Source organism: Leucobacter allii, assembly GCF_022919155.1.
Classification (GTDB): domain Bacteria; phylum Actinomycetota; class Actinomycetes; order Actinomycetales; family Microbacteriaceae; genus Leucobacter; species Leucobacter allii.
Window position 1 is genome coordinate 124,141 of the sequence record NZ_CP095045.1, and the last position, 17,392, is coordinate 141,532.

The 17,392-nt window shown below is 71.8% G+C and carries 18 protein-coding genes; 12 read left to right on the plus strand and 6 right to left on the minus strand.

Annotated features, from left to right (window positions below):
* Window position 1 precedes the first annotated feature (1 nt).
* Both MUN78_RS00520 and trxA read left to right on the plus strand, forming a co-directional pair.
* Window positions 2-1,342, plus strand: a complete 1,341-nt coding sequence (locus MUN78_RS00520) for a phenylacetate--CoA ligase family protein (protein WP_244728091.1) — start codon at window positions 2-4, stop codon at window positions 1,340-1,342.
* The gene (gene trxA, locus MUN78_RS00525) at window positions 1,339-1,674 is read left to right on the plus strand and encodes a thioredoxin (RefSeq protein ID WP_244728093.1); all 336 of its coding nucleotides are present in this window, start codon (window positions 1,339-1,341) and stop codon (window positions 1,672-1,674) included. The genes MUN78_RS00520 and trxA overlap by 4 nt, the downstream gene beginning before the upstream one ends.
* Before the next feature lie 136 nt (window positions 1,675-1,810).
* Here trxA and MUN78_RS00530 read toward each other — a convergent pair whose 3' ends face one another.
* Genes MUN78_RS00530 through MUN78_RS00545 form a run of 4 tightly spaced genes read right to left on the minus strand, consistent with a single transcriptional unit; the run spans window position 1,811 to window position 5,407 of the window.
* Window positions 1,811-2,761, minus strand: coding sequence for a VOC family protein (locus MUN78_RS00530; RefSeq protein ID WP_244692402.1), 951 nt, complete (start codon window positions 2,759-2,761; stop codon window positions 1,811-1,813).
* Between the two features lie 53 nt (window positions 2,762-2,814).
* Window positions 2,815-3,930: a 4-oxalomesaconate tautomerase gene (locus MUN78_RS00535; protein WP_244728095.1), complete on the minus strand. Its 1,116-nt coding sequence runs from the start codon at window positions 3,928-3,930 to the stop codon at window positions 2,815-2,817.
* On the minus strand, window positions 3,927-4,655 hold the full coding sequence (locus MUN78_RS00540; RefSeq protein ID WP_244728097.1) for a 4-carboxy-4-hydroxy-2-oxoadipate aldolase/oxaloacetate decarboxylase: 729 nt from the start codon (window positions 4,653-4,655) through the stop codon (window positions 3,927-3,929). The genes MUN78_RS00535 and MUN78_RS00540 overlap by 4 nt, the downstream gene beginning before the upstream one ends.
* Window positions 4,652-5,407, minus strand: coding sequence for a PIG-L deacetylase family protein (locus tag MUN78_RS00545; protein WP_244692405.1), 756 nt, complete (start codon window positions 5,405-5,407; stop codon window positions 4,652-4,654). Before MUN78_RS00545 ends, MUN78_RS00540 begins: the two co-directional genes overlap by 4 nt.
* 171 nt (window positions 5,408-5,578) lie before the next feature.
* Between MUN78_RS00545 and ligM the strand changes: the two genes are divergently transcribed.
* A complete protein-coding gene (gene ligM, locus MUN78_RS00550; RefSeq protein WP_244729965.1) occupies window positions 5,579-6,982 on the plus strand; it encodes a vanillate/3-O-methylgallate O-demethylase in 1,404 nt (467 codons plus the stop codon).
* Window positions 6,983-7,053: 71 nt separating this feature from the next.
* Here ligM and MUN78_RS00555 read toward each other — a convergent pair whose 3' ends face one another.
* Window positions 7,054-7,503: a MarR family winged helix-turn-helix transcriptional regulator gene (locus tag MUN78_RS00555; protein WP_244692406.1), complete on the minus strand. Its 450-nt coding sequence runs from the start codon at window positions 7,501-7,503 to the stop codon at window positions 7,054-7,056.
* 128 nt (window positions 7,504-7,631) lie between these two features.
* Here MUN78_RS00555 and MUN78_RS00560 point away from each other — a divergent pair, with 128 nt between their 5' ends.
* From MUN78_RS00560 to MUN78_RS00600, 9 genes are all read left to right on the plus strand, one after another.
* Window positions 7,632-8,096, plus strand: coding sequence for a MaoC family dehydratase (locus tag MUN78_RS00560; RefSeq protein ID WP_244728098.1), 465 nt, complete (start codon window positions 7,632-7,634; stop codon window positions 8,094-8,096).
* Window positions 8,093-9,001, plus strand: a complete 909-nt coding sequence (locus MUN78_RS00565) for an SDR family NAD(P)-dependent oxidoreductase (RefSeq protein WP_244728100.1) — start codon at window positions 8,093-8,095, stop codon at window positions 8,999-9,001. The genes MUN78_RS00560 and MUN78_RS00565 overlap by 4 nt, the downstream gene beginning before the upstream one ends.
* On the plus strand, window positions 9,001-10,614 hold the full coding sequence (locus tag MUN78_RS00570; protein ID WP_244728102.1) for an AMP-binding protein: 1,614 nt from the start codon (window positions 9,001-9,003) through the stop codon (window positions 10,612-10,614). The genes MUN78_RS00565 and MUN78_RS00570 overlap by 1 nt, the downstream gene beginning before the upstream one ends.
* Window positions 10,611-11,495, plus strand: coding sequence for an amidohydrolase family protein (locus tag MUN78_RS00575; protein ID WP_283248407.1), 885 nt, complete (start codon window positions 10,611-10,613; stop codon window positions 11,493-11,495). Before MUN78_RS00570 ends, MUN78_RS00575 begins: the two co-directional genes overlap by 4 nt.
* Window positions 11,492-12,673 (plus strand): acyl-CoA dehydrogenase family protein, encoded by a 1,182-nt coding sequence (locus tag MUN78_RS00580; RefSeq protein ID WP_244728104.1) that lies wholly within the window; start codon window positions 11,492-11,494, stop codon window positions 12,671-12,673. The genes MUN78_RS00575 and MUN78_RS00580 overlap by 4 nt, the downstream gene beginning before the upstream one ends.
* A gap of 118 nt (window positions 12,674-12,791) precedes the next feature.
* A complete protein-coding gene (locus tag MUN78_RS00585; RefSeq protein ID WP_244692412.1) occupies window positions 12,792-13,787 on the plus strand; it encodes an ABC transporter substrate-binding protein in 996 nt (331 codons plus the stop codon).
* Window positions 13,788-13,790: 3 nt separating this feature from the next.
* Window positions 13,791-14,585, plus strand: a complete 795-nt coding sequence (locus tag MUN78_RS00590) for an ABC transporter permease (protein ID WP_244692413.1) — start codon at window positions 13,791-13,793, stop codon at window positions 14,583-14,585.
* Window positions 14,582-15,427, plus strand: coding sequence for an ABC transporter permease (locus MUN78_RS00595; protein ID WP_244692414.1), 846 nt, complete (start codon window positions 14,582-14,584; stop codon window positions 15,425-15,427). The genes MUN78_RS00590 and MUN78_RS00595 overlap by 4 nt, the downstream gene beginning before the upstream one ends.
* Complete coding sequence (locus MUN78_RS00600) at window positions 15,424-16,218, plus strand: ABC transporter ATP-binding protein (protein WP_244728106.1); 795 nt, start codon at window positions 15,424-15,426, stop codon at window positions 16,216-16,218. The genes MUN78_RS00595 and MUN78_RS00600 overlap by 4 nt, the downstream gene beginning before the upstream one ends.
* Before the next feature lie 157 nt (window positions 16,219-16,375).
* On the opposite strand, the gene MUN78_RS00605 is transcribed toward MUN78_RS00600, so the two are convergent.
* Entirely contained in the window at window positions 16,376-17,296 is a 921-nt protein-coding gene (locus tag MUN78_RS00605) for a LysR family transcriptional regulator (protein WP_244692416.1), read from the minus strand.
* Window positions 17,297-17,392: the final 96 nt, after the last annotated feature.

A 17,392-nucleotide genomic window follows, 5' to 3' on the forward strand; every position in this document is an offset into this window, starting at 1 on the left:
CATGGCCGAGCACCCCCTGTGGGACCCGGAGCAGGACACGCTGCCGTGGGCGGAGCAGCGGGAGCGGCAGTTGCGCGCATTCGACGGCATGGTGGAGCGCCTGCGGTCGCACTCCGTGTGGCGCGATCGACTCGCCTCCGTGTCCGGGACCATGACCGACCTCGGGCTGCTCGACGTCCCCTTCACCCGGAAGGACGAGCTGCGCGCCGCGCAGAGCGAGACGAGCGAGGCGCAGCCGCTCGGGGCGTTCCAGCTCGTCGACCGGCACGAGCTCGCGCAGATCACGAGTTCCTCGGGCACCACGGGCGCGCCGACCTACTTCGGCCTCACCCGCGAGGACCGCAGGCGCTGGGACCGCGCCATCGCGAACGCTTACCGCACCGCGGGTGTCGGCCCGGGCGAGGTCGTCGCCCACACCACGGGGATGGCGATCGTCGCCGGGGGGCTGCCCTACGCCGACGGCATCCGCGAGGCCGGGGGAACCCTCGCGTGGATCGGCGGGCAGACCACGCCCCGGATGGCGATGGCGATGGAGCGGCTGCGGGTGAGCGTGCTCGTGGCCACGGCCTCGTTCTCGGCGCACTTCGCGCAGCGCTGCGCCGAGGAGCTCGGACGGCCGGCGAGCGGGCTCTCGGTGCGCACCGTGATCGCCGGAGGCGAGCCCGGGGCCGGGGTGCCGCACATCCGCCAGGGCATCATGGACGCCTGGGGGGCGACCCGCGTGAGCGAATTCATGGGCCTCGGAGACGTGCTCCCCGCGCTCTGGGCGGAGTGCGCGGTCGGTCAGGGGATGCATTTCACCGCCGCACCGGACGTGCTCGTGGAACTCATCGATCCCGCGACCGAGGAGCGCGTGCCGTGGGAGCCCGGCGCGACGGGCGAGGCCGTGTACACGACGCTGCGGCGCGAGGCGTTCGCCGTGGTCCGTTTCCGCTCGGGCGATCAGCTCCAGGTGACGGGCGTCGCGTGCGCCTGCGGCCGGACCGCGCCGACCGTGCGCTGCGTCGGCCGCACGGACGACATGCTCATCTACAAGGCCATGAACGTCTACCCGTCGGCGATCCGCGAGGTCGCGCTCGACGTCGCCGGGGCGGCGCTCACGGGGACGATGCGGATCCGCAAGGACACGGCGTCCCAGGTGCGCTTCGACGATCCGATCCCGCTGGAGGCGGAGCTGCGGCCGGGGCTCGACGCGTCGGGCGTCCGCGAGACGCTGCGGCGGGCGGAGGAGGAGATCCGACGCCGGCTCCGGGTGCGGGTCGGCATCGAGGCGCTCGCCGCGGGGCGGATCCCCGTCGGGGAGTACAAGAACGCGCTCACCTACGTGAAGGAGGGGTCATGACGCTCGTGACCGATGTGACCGACGCGACGTTCGCGGAGGCCGTGCTGCAGGCGGAGAAGCCCGTGATCGTCGATTTCTGGGCCGAGTGGTGCGGGCCGTGCCGACGCCTGTCGCCGGTGCTCGAGCAGCTCGCGGTGGAGTACGCGGATCGCGTCGACGTGGTCAAGGTGAACGTCGACGAGAACCGCGAGGTCGCCGGGCGCTACCGCATCATCTCGATCCCGGCGGTCCTCGTCTTCGCGGGGGGCGAGGTCGCGGCGACGGTGCGCGGCGCGCAGCCGAAGCCCGTGCTCGAGCGGGAGTTCGCCCGCTTCCTCGGCGCCGAGGAGTGACCGCCTCGATCCGGCTCGGTCGGGGATCGGGAGCGCCGCGATGCGGCTTCGGTCGGTGATGCGGCTTCGGTGAGCCGCCTGGGCGCCAGGCGGCTCACCGAAGCCGCATCACCGACCGATGGGGCGCGCCGCGGCCTCAGACCACCGGGGTGCCGTGCGTATGGAAACTCTCGATGGTCTTCATGCCCCAGGCCTGGCCCTTCTTGCGCTCCTCCTCGCTCCACTCGACGACCGGCTGATCCGGGTCGAGGAGCAGCCGGGCACCGGCGTTCGCGAACTCGATGCGGTTGCCGCCCGGTTCCCACACGTAGAGGAAGAACGTCTGGTTGATGGCGTGCTTGTGCGGCCCCGACTCGATGTGGATGCCGTTCTCGAGGAAGATGTCCGCCGCCTTCAGGATGTCCTCGCGCGTGTCGGGCGCGAACGCGATGTGGTGCAGGCGGTTGCCGTGCTTCGTCCAGTCGTCGCTGTAGACGACGTCGTACGACTTCAGGCCGAAGTGGAACCACCACGCCGCGAACTTGCCGTTGTCGAGGCGGATGCGCTCGCTCTCGCGCATGCCGAGCGCGTCGGCGAGGAAGGCGCCGTTGGCCTCGACGTCCTTGCCGAGGTAGTTGATGTGGTCGAGGCGGCGCGCGTTGACGCCGCGGCCGGGGAACGCCGACGCCTGGTTCTTGAGCGCCGGGCGGTCCTCGTCGCCGGCGACGTAGCGCTCCGTCTCGTAGTAGATGGACATCGCGTGCCCGTCGGGGTCGCGGAAGGCGAAGGTCGGTCCGATGCCCACCTCGCCGTCCACCCAGCCCTCGCCGAGCCCGAGGCGCTCGATCGCGGCGACCCGGCGCTCGAGCGCCTCCTGGCTGGAGGTGCGGAACGAGGTCCGCCCCACGCCCGCCGCCTCGGATGCGGTGAGCTTGATGGTGTACTGCTGGTACTCGTCCCAGGTGCGCAGGTAGGCGCTGTCGCCCTCCGTCGCCACCACGCGCATCGCGAGGAGGTCGCGGAAGAACCAGAGGCTCTCGTCGAACTTCGGGGTGAGCAGCTCGACGTTGCCGATGTGGGCGACGTCGAAGGCGGTGGAATCGGTCATGGTGCGGTCCTCTCTGACGGCGTGCGGTTCGGGTCGTGGAGTTCGAGTCTGGGTCACGGTCGCGGGCGGGGGAAGACCCGTCCGTCGAAGATCTTGCGGGCGGTGCGGAGGTTCGCCGAGTAGCTCGCGACGGGGCCGACGCCGGGGCGGTCCTCGACGAGCACGAGCGCGTCGAACACCCCGCCGGGGTGCTCCACGGGCACGCGGGCGCCCTCGGGGACCTCGGCGAGGGCGTGGCCGACGGTGTCGGGGATGCGGATGCCCGCGGCCACCGACGCGGCCATGAGCACGCCGATCGAGGGGTGGACCCGGTGCGGGATGAAGGCGCGGGTGGCGATCGCTCCGCCCGCGCGGGGCGGGGAGAGCAGGAACATCTTGGGGACGGTCTGCTCGGTCACGTCGCCGAGGCCCATGAGCGGTCCGGCGGCGAGTCGGATCGCCTCGAGCCGGGCGGTCAGCGCGCCGTCCGCCTCGAGCGCCTCGGGGGATTCCGCTCCGCTCAGCCCGAAGTCCGCGGCGTCGAGCAGCACGACGGGCATGCCTCCGTTCACGAGCGTGACGCGGGTGCCGAGGATCTCGTCGACGGCGCGGCCGCTCGGGAGCAGCGGCGCGGGATCCCCGGCGCCGCCCATCTCGATCTCGATCGGCGCGGCCGTCCCCGGCACGCCGTCGATGGCCTGGTCGCCGTCGTAGACGACGCGCCCGTCGCGGGTCGCGAAGCTCGCGGTCGCGGTGTCCCCCGTGTTGAGGAGCCGGATCCGGACCGCCGTCCGGCCCTCCTGCGGCCGCACGAGCCCGCGCTCCACCGCGAAGGGCCCGACGCCGGCGAGCAGATTGCCGCAGGTCTGGGCGTCGGACACGCGCGCCGTGTCGACCCCGACCTGGAGGAAGAGGTAGTCCACGTCGATGCCGGGCGTCTTCGACGGAGAGACGATGGCGACCTTGCTCGTGAGGGGGTGGGCGCCGCCGAGACCGTCGATCTGCCGCTCGTCGGGGCTTCCCATGACGCGCAGTACGAGCGCGTCGCGTTCCGCGGGCTCGGCCGGCAGGTCGTCCGCGAGGAAGTAGGCGCCCTTCGAGGTGCCGCCGCGCATGAGCATGCACGGCAGCCCGTCGGTCGCGGGCTCGACGCCGCCCGCGACCGCGCCGCCCCGAGCGGTGGCGGTCACCGCGGCCCGGCCTCCGCGTCAAGTTCTGCCTGCGAGACGTAGCGGACGCCGAGCTCCGCGAGCAGCGCTCGCAGCCCCTTGCGGTCGAGGCTCAGCTCGCCCGCGGCGTAGGCGTCGCGATCCGCCGCCTCCTTCGCGGTGCGCGCGTCCGCGGCCGCGAGCACCTCGGCGGCCCGCTCGCGCGGCACGCACACGACCCCGTCGTCGTCGGCGACGACGACGTCGCCCGGGCGCACGAGCGCGCCCTCGACGACGACCGGCACGTTGACGGATCCCGCCGTCGCCTTCACGGTGCCCTGCGCGTGCACCGATCCCGCCCAGGCCGGGAAGCCCAGTTCGCGCAGATCGGCGGTGTCGCGGACGCCGGTGGAGGTGACGAGTCCGTGCACGCCGCGCGCGCGCAGCGCCGTCGCGAACAGGTCTCCGAAGGCCCCGTCGCCCGACGGCGACGTCGTCGCGACGACGAGCACGTCGCCCGGGGCGCACTGCTCGACCGCCGCATGGATCATGAGATTGTCCCCCGGCCAGCAGAGCGCGGTGACGGCGGATCCCGCGATCCGCGCCCCGCGCTGGATCGGGGCGATCGCACGCCCGACGAGGCCCTGGCGGCCCATCGCCTCGTGCACCGTGGCCACGCCGTGCGCGCCGAGGCGGGCGACGATCTCGGCGTCGGCGCGCGCGATGTCCGTGACGACGACGCCGAGCCGCCCGGCCCCCGCGCTCACGCGAGCTCCCCGGTGACCTGCGGGAAGTAGCGCATGTAGGCCTCGCCCATGGTGTCGTGCGGCAGCCCGAGGTTCGGGCCGGCGTTGCGCTTCACCTGCACGCCGCGACGGATCGCGAGCTGCGTGTAGTACTCCCACATGTGCTTCTGCGCGGGCAGGCACTCCATGGCGGCGCGCTTGCGCGCGAACGCCTCAGTGATGTCGAGCAGCACGTTCGGCTTGAAGTCGCACTGCTCCGGCTGGTGCGGTTCGAAGAAGAAGACGGGGGGCGCGCCGATGATCTCCTCGCGGCTCGGGAAGCTGCCATCGCTGTTCGCGACGCCGATGGCCTGAGCGAGCACGCGGGCCTGCAGCGCCATGCGCGCCGCGGCGGGGTGGTCGCCGTTGTACGGATCCGCGAGCGGATGGGTGAGCACCACCGTCGGCTGCACCCTGCGGTACACGTCGACGAGTCGTGCGACCGCCTCGGGGGATTCGAGGAGCGGATAGTCGCCGAGGTCGAGGAACTCGATGTCCGCGCCGAGCGCGGCAGCGGCGGCTTCGGCCTCGGCGCGGCGGATCTCCTTGATGTCGGCGAGGGATTTGCCGGCCAGCCACTGGCTCGCCGACTCGCCGCGCTCGCCGTAGGAGAGGCACACGACGGTCGCCCGCTCGCCCCGCAGCGCCGCCGCGGCGATCGCGCCGCCCGCGCGCCAGACGAAGTCGCCCGCGTGGGCGCTCACCACCAGAAGGGACGGAGTCGTTGCAGCCATGTGTGATCCTCTCAGTCGCCTCCAGCGAAGCACAGGGGAAATGATTCGTCAAGATTTTGTTGACAATTCTGGCGACCAAAAGCACTATGGAGAGAGGGAAGTCGCCTCTCGCCGATGGAGGGGCCCCGCAGCGTCCGCTGGAGCGATGCAGACAAGGAAGTCGAGGACACGATGGCGAAGAACCTGCAGGAACTGATCGATGAGCACGGCGGTGTGGTCGAGATGCTGCGCAACTCCCGGCTGGGGACCTACATCTACCCCGTGGTGCCGGCCGAGTTCAGCAACTGGCGCCGCGAGCAGAAGGCCTGGCGCGAGAGCGCGGTGCTGTTCGACCAGACCCACCACATGGTCAATTTCTTCATGAAGGGACCGGATGCGCTGAAGCTGCTGAGCCGTACCGGCATCAACTCCTTCGCGAACTTCCCGGTGAACACCGCGAAGCAGTTCGTCCCGGTCGCCTCGAACGGCGGCGTGATCGGCGACGGGATCCTGTTCCACGAGGCCGAGGACGAGTACGTCTACGTCGGTCGCGCCCCGGGCGCCAACTGGCTGCAGTTCCATGCGGAGACCGGTGGCTACGACCTCGAGTACCGCTACGACGACCGCTCGCCCTCCCGCCCCTACGGCCACGCCGTGAGCCGGGAGTACTACCGCTTCCAGATCCAGGGGCCGAAGGCCTGGTCGATCATCGAGAAGCTCAACGGCGGACCGCTCGAGCAGGTGAAGTTCTTCCACATGGGCACCCTCACGATTGCCGGCGAGACCGTGCGGACGCTCCGCCACGGCATGGCCGGCGCTCCGGGACTCGAACTCTGGGGCCCCTACGCGCAGCACGAGAAGATCCGCGCGGCGATCCTCGAGGCCGGGGCCGAGTTCGGCATCGAGCCCTGCGGTTCGCGCGCCTACTCCTCCAACACCCTCGAGTCCGGCTGGATCCCCTCGCCGCTCCCCGCCATCTACACGAGCGAGGCCGAGCGGCCCTATCGGGAGTGGCTCGGGGTCGACAGCTACGAGGCGATCAACGCCGTGGCCGGCTCCTTCGTCTCCGAGAACATCGAGGACTACTATCTGAACCCCTGGGAGCTCGGCTACGGCTCCTTCGTGAAGTTCGACCACGACTTCATCGGCCGCGAGGCGCTCGAGAAGATCGACGCGGAGCGCAGCCGGAAGAAGGTCACGCTGGCCTGGAACGACGAGGATCTCGCGAAGATCCTCACCTCGGTGATCGACCGCGAGGGGCCGGGGTACCAGTTCTTCGACCTGCCGAACGCGAACTACGGCTCCTCGAACTTCGACGCCGTCATCGACGCCGACGGCAATACCGTGGGGCTCTCGCTCTTCACGGGCGTCACCGCGAACGAGAAGCGCGGGCTGTCGCTCGCCACGGTCGACCGCGACGTCCCGATCGGCGCCGAGGTGCGCGTGGTGTGGGGCGAGCCGGACGGGGGCTCGGGCAAGACGACGGTCGAGCCGCACGAGCAGATCTCGGTGCGCGCCATCGTGAGCCCGACGCCGTACGCGGAGACGGCGCGCAGCGAGTATCACGGCGGGTGGCGCACGACCGGCGCGCTCTAGCCCGAGGGCGGACTCCGCGGGGGCGGGACGGGGGCGGAACGGGGCGCATCCCGTTCCGCCCCCGCGCGCGTTCAGGCCGCCGACGCCCGCCGCGGCTCGCCGCCGTCGAGCGCGTGCCGGCAGCGGCGCAGCAGGCTCGCGAACAGCTGCCGCTCCGACTCGTCGAGGTCGCCGAGCAGCTGCTCCTCGAGGCGATCCACCGAGGGGGACAGGCGGTCGATCGTGCGCTCGCCCTCGGGGGTGAGGAAGAGCAGCATCCGCCTGGCGTGCGCGGGATCCTGCTCGCGGCGCACGAGCCCCGCCTCCAGGAGGGGATCGACGGTCGCAGCCATGCTCTGCGCGCGCACGAAGGAGCGCCGTGCGAGTTCCGAGCTCGTGATGCCGGGGCGATGCCTGAGCACCGTGAGCGCGGTGTACTGGCCGTACGTCATGCCGCCCTCGGCGCACGCCTCGATGAATCGCGGGCGCAGACCCATCTCGAGCTGCTTGATGAGATAGACGAAGCTGCCGGACTGTTCCACGTGATCCTCCGAGTCTTCCTTCCGCCCACAGTAATCGAGCACGGGGTGGTGGCCGAGTTTAGTTTCAGTTAAACTGAATCTACTCGGCAGTGAGGCCGAGTCCAGAACGACCAGCACTGGAGGCGAAGATGCCCGAAGCGATCGCGCTGTCGATCCCCATCGAGGACCTGCCCGCATATACCGGACGCGCCTACGGGCCCTCCTCCTGGCTGGAGGTGAGGCAGCAGGACGTCGACGACTTCGCCCGGGTGACGGGCGATCGCAATCCCATCCACGTCGATCCCGAGGCCGCCGCGGCGACGCCCTTCGGCGGCACGATCGCCCACGGCCTGCTCACGCATTCGCTGGTCGTGCCGCTCATGGCCGAGGTCTTCGAGGTGACGGGTGCCTCGATGGGCATCAACTACGGGCTGAACCGGCTCCGCTTCCCCGCCCCCGTCCCCGTCGGCTCCCGCATCCGCGTCTCGGGCGTCGTCGATGCCGTCGACGAGGTGGCCGGCGGGTACCAGATCGCGACGACGGTGACGTGGGAGCGCGAGGGCGGCGAGAAACCGGTCTGCGTCGCCGAGATGCTGCTGAGGTACCTCCGATGAGCGGCGGGGAGCTCGCAGGCGCGTCCGCGATCGTCACCGGCGCGGGCCGGAGCCTCGGCCGCGCCTACGCGCTCGCGCTCGCCGCGGCGGGCGCGGCGGTGGTCGTCAACGACGTCGACGCGGCGTCGGCGGCGGACACCGTGGCCGAGATCGAGCGCGCCGGCGGACGCGCGACCGCAGTCGTCGCGCCCGTGGGGCCCAGCGAGACCGCCGACGCCCTGGTCTCCGCGGCGCTCGCGCACTTCGGGCGACTCGACGTGCTGGTCGCGAACGCCGGTGTGCTGCGCGATCGCGTGCTCTGGAAGATGGGGGACGACGATTTCGATGCGGTCGTGGCCACGCACCTGCGCGGCAGCTTCACCTGCGGCCGGGCCGCCGCCGCGGCCATGCGCGCCCAGGGCGAGGGCGGGCGCATCATCCTCATCGGCTCGCCCGCCGGGCAGTTCGGCAGCTTCGGGCAGAGCAACTACTCGGCGGTGAAGGCCGGACTCGTCGCGATGGCTCGCACGTGGTCGCTCGAGCTCGCCCGCGATCGGATCACGGCGAACGCCGTCATCCCGACGGCGCTCAGCCCCATGACCGCCACGATCCCGGCTTACGCGGAGCTCTACGAGCGATACACGGCGGGCGAGCCCGTGCCGGCGGAGTACCGCCGCGATCACGCCCTCGGCTCGCCCGAGGACGTCGCGCCGCTCATCGTGTGGCTGGCCTCTGCCGCGGCGGACGGCGTCACCGGGCAGGCGATCGGCATCGGCGGCGACCGGCTCACGCTCTACGCGCACCCGGACGAGGCCGCCGTCGCGCTGCGCGACGGCGGGTGGGACGCCGCGGGCATCGGCGAGGCCTGGGAGCGGGAGCTCTCGGCGCACGCGCAGCGCTCCGGCCCGAAGCAGCCGCTGGGGTGATGGCGATGGAGGGGCACTACGCCGACATCTGGCATCGCATCGCGCTCGCCGAGCCCGACCGGCCGGCCGTCGTGACGGTCGGCGAGTCGACGCTCAGCCGCGCGGAGTTCGACGAGGCCTGCGCGCGCGTCGCCGCGCTGCTCGGGGAGCTCGGCCTCCGACGCGGCGACAAGGTGGCGATCCTCAGCCACAACCGGCCCGAGTGGCTGCTCGCCTTCGCCGGCGCGATCCGGGTCGGCATCGTCCCGGTCGCGCTGAACTTCCGGTACCGCGCACGGGAGGTCGCCGAGCTCCTGGACGACTCCGACTGCGCCGCCGTCGTCTTCGCCTCGAGCCTCTCCCCGGTGGTCGCGGAGGCCGTCGCACTGCTCGGCCGACCGATCGCGCTCCTGCAGCTGCGCGACACCGAGGCGCCCCTGCTGCCCGACGCCCTCGACTTCGCGGCGTACGCGGAGCGCGCGCCGCTGCCGTACGCGGATCCGCACGACGGCGAGTTCTTCATCTACACCGGCGGCACGACCGGGGCGCCCAAGGCCGCGATGTGGGGCGTGCGGCAGATGCTCGCCATGCAGGCCTACAACGCCTATCTCACCGCGGGCCTCCCGGTGCCCGAGACCCCCGAGGAGGCCGTGGCCGCCGCCACGGGGGGCGAGGCGCCGGGGATCGTCGCGCTGGCGCTCTCGCCCTACATGCACGGAACGGCCCTCACGACGGTCATCAACGCGCTGCTGCTCGGCGGCACGGTCGTCGTGCTGCCGACCGCCCGTTTCGATGCGGAGCGGGCGGTGCGCACCATCATCGACGCCGGCGTGACGCGCGTCGCCGTGGCGGGGGACGCGATCGCCCTGCCGCTCCTCGAAGCGGCCGAGTCGCTCGGCGTCGAGGCGCTGCCGGAACTCGCCTCCGTGCTCTCCTCGGGGATGCGCTTCAGCGATGCGACCAAGGCGCGCCTGCACGCGCTCGCGCCCCGGCTCGTGATCACCGATCTGCTCGCGTCGACCGAGGGCGGCGCGGTCGCGCTCGGGATCACGCGGTCGGTCGCGGAGCTGCCCGCGCGCTTCCGCCTCACTCCGGGGACCGTGGTCCTCGACGACCGCGACGCGGAGGTGCAGGGGATCCCCGGCGCCGTGGGCCGGATCGCGTTCACGGGCGGGATGCCGAAGGGCTACTACGGCGCCCCCGAGAAGACGGCCGAGAACTTCGTGGAGATCCGCGGGAAGCGGCACATCATCCCCGGAGACCTCGTGCGCGTCGAGGAGGAGGGCTGCATCGAGCTGCTGGGCCGCGGCGCGGCCGTCGTGAACACCGGCGGCGAGAAGGTCTACCCGTCGGAGGTCGAGGAGGCGATCATGCGGTACCCCGGGGTCAACGATGCGGTCGTGTTCGGACAACCCGACCCGCGCTGGGGCGAGGTCGTCGCCGCGGCCATCGCGGTCGACGACCCGGAGCGCTTCCCGGTGCCGGAGCTCGTGGCCCGCGTCGGGGAGGAGATCGCCGGCTACAAGAAGCCGCGGCGCGTGCTCGTCACCCGGGATCTCGAGCGCAGCGGCAGCGGGAAGATCGACCTCGCGCGGATCCGGCGGCGGGCCGAGACCGAGGGGGTGGCGCTGTGACGCGCTACGCGCCGCGCATCGAGCTCCCGGCGATCCGCGCGATCGACACCCACGTGCACGTGCAGTTCGACTCGACGGGCCGGCGGGCGCTGCCTGACGCCCTGCTCGACGCCATGGACGCGTACTTCGGCCACGGCCCGCAGGCGCTCTCCGTCGACGAGCTCGCCGACTACTACCGCGAGCGCGAGATGGCCGCCGTCGTGTTCACCGTGGACGCGCGCACGGCCCTCGGCACGCCCCCGAACTCGAGCCGCGAGATCGCGGACGGGGCGGCGCGGCACCCGGATGCGCTGATCCCGTTCGGCAGCGTCGACCCGCGCACGGGCGCCGAGGCGCTCTCGCTCGCCCGCCGGCTCGTCGAGGAGAGCGGCGTCCGCGGGTTCAAGTTCCATCCCACCGTGCAGGGCTTCGACCCGAGCGCCGAGGAGTTCCGCCCGCTGTGGGCGGAGATCGAGCGCCTCGGCGTCCCGATCGTGGTGCACACCGGCCAGACCGGGGTCGGCGCGGGGCTGCCGGGCGGCTACGGCCTGAAGCTGCGCTACTCGGATCCGATGCTCCTCGACGACGTCGCGGCCGAGCATCCGGGGCTCACCGTCATCCTCGCGCACCCCTCGGTGCCCTGGCAGGACGCGGCGCTCTCGATGGCGGCGCACAAGGCGAACGTCTACATCGACCTCTCGGGCTGGTCGCCGAAGTACTTCTCGCCGGCGCTCGTGCGGCAGGCCCGCACGATCCTGCAGGACAAGATGCTCTTCGGCTCCGACTACCCGGCGCTCACGCCGGATCGCTGGCTGCGGGACTTCGACGCGCTCGGGTTCCCGGAGCCGGTGCGCGCGAAGGTGCTGCGCGACAACGCCGCCCGCGTGCTGGGGCTGGCGTGACCGCGCCGCACGAGGACGACGGGCTCTACGGCTTCGCCGGCCTCCTCGAGCCCGCCGAGCGCGCGAAGCTCCGCGCGCTGCGCGCCGTGCTGGAGGCACGGGCGCGCCCGGTGATCGCCGAGTACTGGGAGCGGGCGGAGTCGCCCGTGGAGCTGCTCCCGGCCCTCCGCGACCTGCGGCTCGTGGACGACCCCGCGCTGCTCGGCCCGGACGGCCGCACCCGGGAGCTCTTCGCCGGCTTCCGCGTGTTCGAGTTCTCGCGCGTCGACATCGGCATCGGCATGCTCTTCCACGGGCAGGTCGCGATGTTCCGAGAGCTGGTGCTCCGCGGCGGATCGCCCGAGCAGGCCGCGGCGTGGGACGCCGCGATCCTCGACTTCGAGATGACCGGAGCCTTCGGGCTGACGGAGCCGGATCACGGATCCGACGTCGCGCGGGGCCTGGAGACGACGGCGCGCCGCGACGGGGACGACTGGATCCTCGACGGCCGCAAGCGCTGGGTCGGCAACGCCGCGCACTCCGCGTTCGTCGCGATCTTCGCGCGGGACGTCGCCGACGGCGAGGTGAAGGCCTTCCTCGCGCGCACGGATGCGCCCGGCCTCACGCGCACCACCATCGAGCGGAAGATCGCGCTCAGGCTCGTCACGAACTCCGACATCGCGCTCGAGGGCGTCCGGGTTCCGGAGAGCCACCGGCTGCAGCGCGTGCGCTCCTTCGCCGACGTGGCCGAGCTCTTCCAGCCGCTCCGCGCCGACGTCGCGTGGATCGGGGCCGGGGCCCAGGCCGGCGCCTACGAGGCGGCGCTGCGCTACGCGCTGGAGCGCCGGCAGTTCGGCCGACCCATCGCGGGGTTCCAGCTCGTGCAGGAGAAGCTCGTGCGGATGCTCGGCAACGTCACCGCCTCGCTCGCGCTCGCCGTCCGGCTCGCGGAGCGGCGGCAGACGGGGGAGGGGAGCGAGGCGGACTCATCGCTCGCGAAGGTCTGGATCGCGGATCGGCTGCGGGAGACGGTCGCCCTGGCCCGCGAGGTGGTCGGCGGCAACGGCCTCGTCGCCGACCACGACGTGGCGCGCTTCTTCACCGACGCCGAGGCGGTCTACACCTACGAGGGGACGCGCGAGATCAACACGCTCCTCGTCGGACGCGCGGTGACGGGGCTGAGCGCGTTCGTGCGCTGAGACGCGGATGCCGGTACCCCTTGCATCCCTGGGAGTTTCAGTTAAACTGATGATGCTGGACCCGGTGGCTGCGCCTCTCGGCCGCAGCAACATCTCGATGAGGAGAGTGAAGAGAACAATGACGTTTCTTCGTAAGCGGATCGCGGCCGTCGCCGCGGTCTCGGTCGTGGCCGCGCTCGCGGTCGGATGCTCCGGCTCCGCCGGCGAATCGGGCGAGGGGCAGGCGCTCGACCCCGAGAACCCGACGCCCGTCACCGTGGGCACCCTGCCCGCGGGCGACTACGCGCCGCTCTACATCGCCCAGGATCAGGGCTTCTTCGAAGAGGAGGGGCTCGACGTCGAGATCGAGATCATCGCCGGCGGCGCGGTCGGCGTGACGCAGCTGGTGTCGGGGGAGATCGACTTCAGCGCGGCCACCTGGGCGAACACCCTCTCCGCCGTGGCGCAGGGGCTGGAGATCCAGGTCGTGCGCGAGGGGACCGACTCGCAGAAGGAGGGCATCAACGGGCTCATCGTCCAGGCCGACGGCCCGATCCAATCGGTCGAGGATCTCCGCGGGGAGACCATCTCCATCAATACGCTGCAGTCGGCGACCGAGGTGCAGATCCGCGACTGCCTCGCCTCCGAGGGCCTCGAGCCGGGGGACTACGAGCTCGTGGAGGTCGCCTTCCCCGACGCGGCCGCGGCCGTGGACCAGGGCCGCATCGCCGCCGGCTTCGTCCCGGAGCCGTTCATCACGATCGGCGAGTCGCAGGGGCTCGAGCCCCTCTTCTACCCCTCCACCTGCAACGAGCTGCAGAGCGAGCTCCCGCTGATCAACTGGAACGTCTCCACCTCGTACGCCGAGGAGCACCCCGAGGTCGTCGCCGCGTTCGTGCGGGCGATGGATCGGGCGACGGAGCTCGCGGTCGACGACCCGCAGGTCGTCATCGACATCCTGCCGGAGTTCACGACGCTCACGCCGGAACTCGCGGAGAGCATCACGCAGCCGAGTTTCGTCGTGGACGGCGCCCCCAACCTCGCGGGCGCCGAGAAGATGATGGACCTCATGGTCGACTACGGCCTGCTCGAGGCGCCGATCGACGATCTCGAGCCGATCGCCTGGAAGGAGTGATCCTTGGGGACGGGCCGCAGGGCGCGGGTCCTTCGCGGCGCGATCGGCATCCTGGCGCTGTTCATCGTCGCCGAGGTCGTGTCCCGGTCGGGAATCGTCGATGCGTTCTACTTCCCGCCCACCTCCGTGGTCCTGCTGCGGGTGCTCGAACTGCTGGTGACCCCGTCCTTCCTCGTCGAGGTGCTGGCCACCCTGCAGGCCTGGGCGGTCGGGATGGTGATCTGCAGCGCCGTGGCGATCGCGCTCGGCGTGCTGCTCGGCTCGTCCCGCGGCGCGTACTCGGCGAGCCGCGCGATCATCGAGTTCGTGCGCCCCATCCCCTCGGTGGCCCTCATCCCGGTGGCGATGCTGCTGCTCGGCAAGGACATCGAGATGAAGGTCGGACTGATCGTCTTCTCCGCGGCCTGGCCGATCCTGTTCAACACCATCTACGGCATGCACGACGTCGACCCGATCGCGAAGCTCACGGCCCGCAGCTTCGGCCGGGGGAGGCTCGCCACGCTGTGGTCGGTGTCGCTGCCCAGCGCGGCGCCCTTCATCTTCACCGGCGTCCGCATCTCGGCCTCCGTCGCGCTGATCGTCGCGGTGAGTGCGGAGTTCTTCGGCGGATCGAGCACGGGCCTCGGCTACTGGCTCATCCAGGTGAGCTCCACCGGCAACCGCTCGGATCTGGTGTTCGCGGGGGCGATCATCGCCGGCCTGCTCGGCCTCGCCATCAACGGGGTGCTCGCCCTCGCCGAGCGGCGGTTCCTCTCCTGGCAGCCCGCGCTGCGCGGGACGGGAGGTGAGGCGCGATGACCGCCGTCGACACCTCATGGATCGCCGTGCCGCGACGCCGCAGGAACGGCTGGAAGGGCCTGCGCGCCTTCGTCATCCGCTGGGGCGCACTCGTCGCGCTCGGCGTGGTCTGGGAGGTGGCGGCGCGGCTCATCGGCTCGCCGTTCTTCCCGCCGATCTCGAAGGTGATCGGGCGCTTCGTGGACCTGTGGTTCTCCGGGCCGCCGTCCGCGCTCTTCCTCACCGAGCGCTTCGGCACCGATCTGCTGCCGAGTCTCGGCCGGCTGTTCGGGGGCTGGGGCCTCGGCGTCGCCCTCGGCATCCTGCTCGGCGTCGCGATCGGCCGCAGCCGCACCTTCGGCGACTATGTCGAGCCGATCATGCACTTCGCCCGCGCGATCCCGCCGCCGGCGCTGCTGCCGATCTTCTTCATCCTGCTCGGGATCGGCGATGGGATGAAGATCTCCCTCATCGCGTTCGCGGTCGTCTGGCCCGTGCTGCTCAACACCATCGACGGCGTCCGATCCGTCGAACCGCTGCACCTGGACACCTCACGGGTGTTCGCGTTCCCGCGGGGGAAGATCTTCTTCGGCATCGTCCTGCCGAGCGCCTCGCCGAAGATCTTCGCGGGGCTCCGGGTGAGCCTCGCGGTGGCGCTCATCGTCATGGTCATCGCCGAGATGTCCTCGACCTCGGGCATCGGCTACAACGTCGTCATCGCGCAGCGCAGCTTCCAGATGCTCGACATGTGGGCGGGGATCCTCGTGCTCGGGATCATCGGCTACGTGCTCACCGCGATCCTCTCCCTGGTGGAGACGCGCGTGACGAGATGGCACCAGGGATCACGGGAGGGAGTGCAATGAGCGCGACGACCACGAAGGATCTGCTCACCATCGAGGGCCTCGGGCACGTCTACGAGGGCAAGCACCGCCACGAGGCGATCGGGAGGCTCGACTTCACGGTCCCCGAGGGCGCGTTCGTCTCCATCGTCGGCCCCTCCGGGTGCGGCAAGACGACGATGCTGCGCTGCCTCTCCGGCCTCATGCGCCCGTCGCGCGGCCGCGTGCTGCTGGCGGGCGAACCCGTCGACGGCGTGCCGCGCGACCTCGCACTGGTCTTCCAGGACTACAGCCGGTCGCTCTTCCCCTGGCGCACCGTCGCCAGCAACATCGCCTTCGTGCTCGACCGGAGGACGGTCGGGCCGGAGGCGCGGCAGGAGCGCATCGCCGAGGTGCTGGAGGCGGTGGGGCTCACGGGCGCCGCGGACAAGTATCCCTGGCAGCTCTCGGGCGGCATGCAGCAGCGCGTGGCGATCGCCCGCGCGCTCGCGTACCGGCCGAGCATCCTGCTCATGGACGAGCCGTTCGCCTCGGTGGACGCCCAGACCCGCGCGGAGCTCGAGGATCTCATGCTCGACGTCCGTCGGCGCTTCGGGATGACCATCCTCTTCGTCACGCACGACATCGACGAGAGCGTCTACCTCGCCGATCGGGTGCTCGTGCTCTCCAAGTCGCCGTCGACAGTCGTCGACACGCTCGAGGTCGACCTCCCGGGCCCGCGCGATCAGGTGGCGACCCGGGAGGAGGAGGCGTTCGTCCATCTGCGCTCCACCATCGCGCGCATGATCCGCGACCAGTCCACGCGCCGGGCCTGACGCCGCCGCGGGTGCGCGCCGCGACGCAGGCGCATCCGCGGCGGGCTCGTGCGCCGGCGGTGCCGCCCGCGCGCCCGGGGCGGTGGCATTCGCGCGCCCGAAGAGGGCCGTTCATGCGCGGCCGTGGAGTCCGTTCATGCGCGGCCGTGGAGTTCGTTCATGCGCGGCCGTGGATGACCTCGAACTGCCCCGAGGAGCCCCGGATCGCCCGCGCCACCGTATCGAAGAGCCAGTCGAGCGCCGCAGGGTGCTGCGCCGTGCGCCTGCGGTAGAGGCGGACCGCGAGGGGGCGCATGTCGAAGGGGAGCGGGCGGATCGCGAGCGGCCAGGTGGCCGCCCACCCCTCCGCGATGGTGTCGGGGACCGTCGCGATGAGCTCGGGATCGGCGGCCAGCGCCGCCGGCAGCGCGGCGACGCGGCTGGCGACGACGCGGGGGACGAGCTGCGCCCCCGCGTGCCGGAGCGCGGCCTCGAGATGCCCGATCCCGGAATCCCCCGCGACCTTGACGTGCGCCGCCGCGACGTAGCGCTCGAGGGTGAGCTCGCCCTCGGCGAGCGGGTTCTGCGCTGACATCGCGACGCCGTAGCCCTGCGTCTTGATGAGCGTGCTCTCGAAACCGGCGGGGAGCTCGGCCGGCGTCACCGCGAGGTCGACGACGCCGCGCGAGAGCCAGTCGGGCAGCTCGGCGGGGTCGAGCGGCACCACCTCGAGGCTCATGCGCGGTGCGCGGGCGCGCACGGCGCGGAGGATCCCGGGGAGCCAACCGATCTCCCCGAGCTCCGAGAGGGCGATGCGGACGCTGCGCTCGGACGCCCCGGGATCGAAGCCGCCGAGCCCGTCGACGGCGCGCTCGATCCGCAGCAGGGCGTCGCGGAACTCCGGATACAGTTCGTCGGCCACAGGGGTGGGGTGCATGCGGCGGCCCACCCGCTCGAACAGCCGGTCGTCGAGTGCGCCGCGCAGCTTGGCGAGCGACTGGCTCACGGCCGGCGGCGTGACGTACAGCCGGGTCGCGGCGAGCGTGATGCTCCGCGTCTCGTGGACCGCGACGAAGACGCGGATGAGGTTGAGGTCCATGTAGCAGAACTTTATCGGCATTCAGAGATGATGAAGCGAGAACGCCGTGAACAGCGTGCGGCGACCCTACGCTGGAGGCCCGGACCTGATCGAAGG

Excerpts from the sequence above, each read along its gene's own strand:
- MUN78_RS00520 (WP_244728091.1), top strand. The coding sequence starts at position 2 with ATGGCCGAGCACCCCCTGTGGGACCCGGAGCAGGACACGCTGCCGTGG.
- trxA (WP_244728093.1), top strand. The coding sequence starts at position 1,339 with ATGACGCTCGTGACCGATGTGACCGACGCGACGTTCGCGGAGGCCGTG.
- MUN78_RS00530 (WP_244692402.1), bottom strand. The coding sequence starts at position 2,761 with ATGACCGATTCCACCGCCTTCGACGTCGCCCACATCGGCAACGTCGAG.
- MUN78_RS00545 (WP_244692405.1), bottom strand. The coding sequence starts at position 5,407 with ATGGCTGCAACGACTCCGTCCCTTCTGGTGGTGAGCGCCCACGCGGGC.
- ligM (WP_244729965.1), top strand. The coding sequence starts at position 5,579 with ATGGCGAAGAACCTGCAGGAACTGATCGATGAGCACGGCGGTGTGGTC.
- MUN78_RS00560 (WP_244728098.1), top strand. The coding sequence starts at position 7,632 with ATGCCCGAAGCGATCGCGCTGTCGATCCCCATCGAGGACCTGCCCGCA.
- MUN78_RS00565 (WP_244728100.1), top strand. The coding sequence starts at position 8,093 with ATGAGCGGCGGGGAGCTCGCAGGCGCGTCCGCGATCGTCACCGGCGCG.
- MUN78_RS00570 (WP_244728102.1), top strand. The coding sequence starts at position 9,001 with ATGGCGATGGAGGGGCACTACGCCGACATCTGGCATCGCATCGCGCTC.
- MUN78_RS00585 (WP_244692412.1), top strand. The coding sequence starts at position 12,792 with ATGACGTTTCTTCGTAAGCGGATCGCGGCCGTCGCCGCGGTCTCGGTC.
- MUN78_RS00595 (WP_244692414.1), top strand. The coding sequence starts at position 14,582 with ATGACCGCCGTCGACACCTCATGGATCGCCGTGCCGCGACGCCGCAGG.
- MUN78_RS00600 (WP_244728106.1), top strand. The coding sequence starts at position 15,424 with ATGAGCGCGACGACCACGAAGGATCTGCTCACCATCGAGGGCCTCGGG.
- MUN78_RS00605 (WP_244692416.1), bottom strand. The coding sequence starts at position 17,296 with ATGGACCTCAACCTCATCCGCGTCTTCGTCGCGGTCCACGAGACGCGG.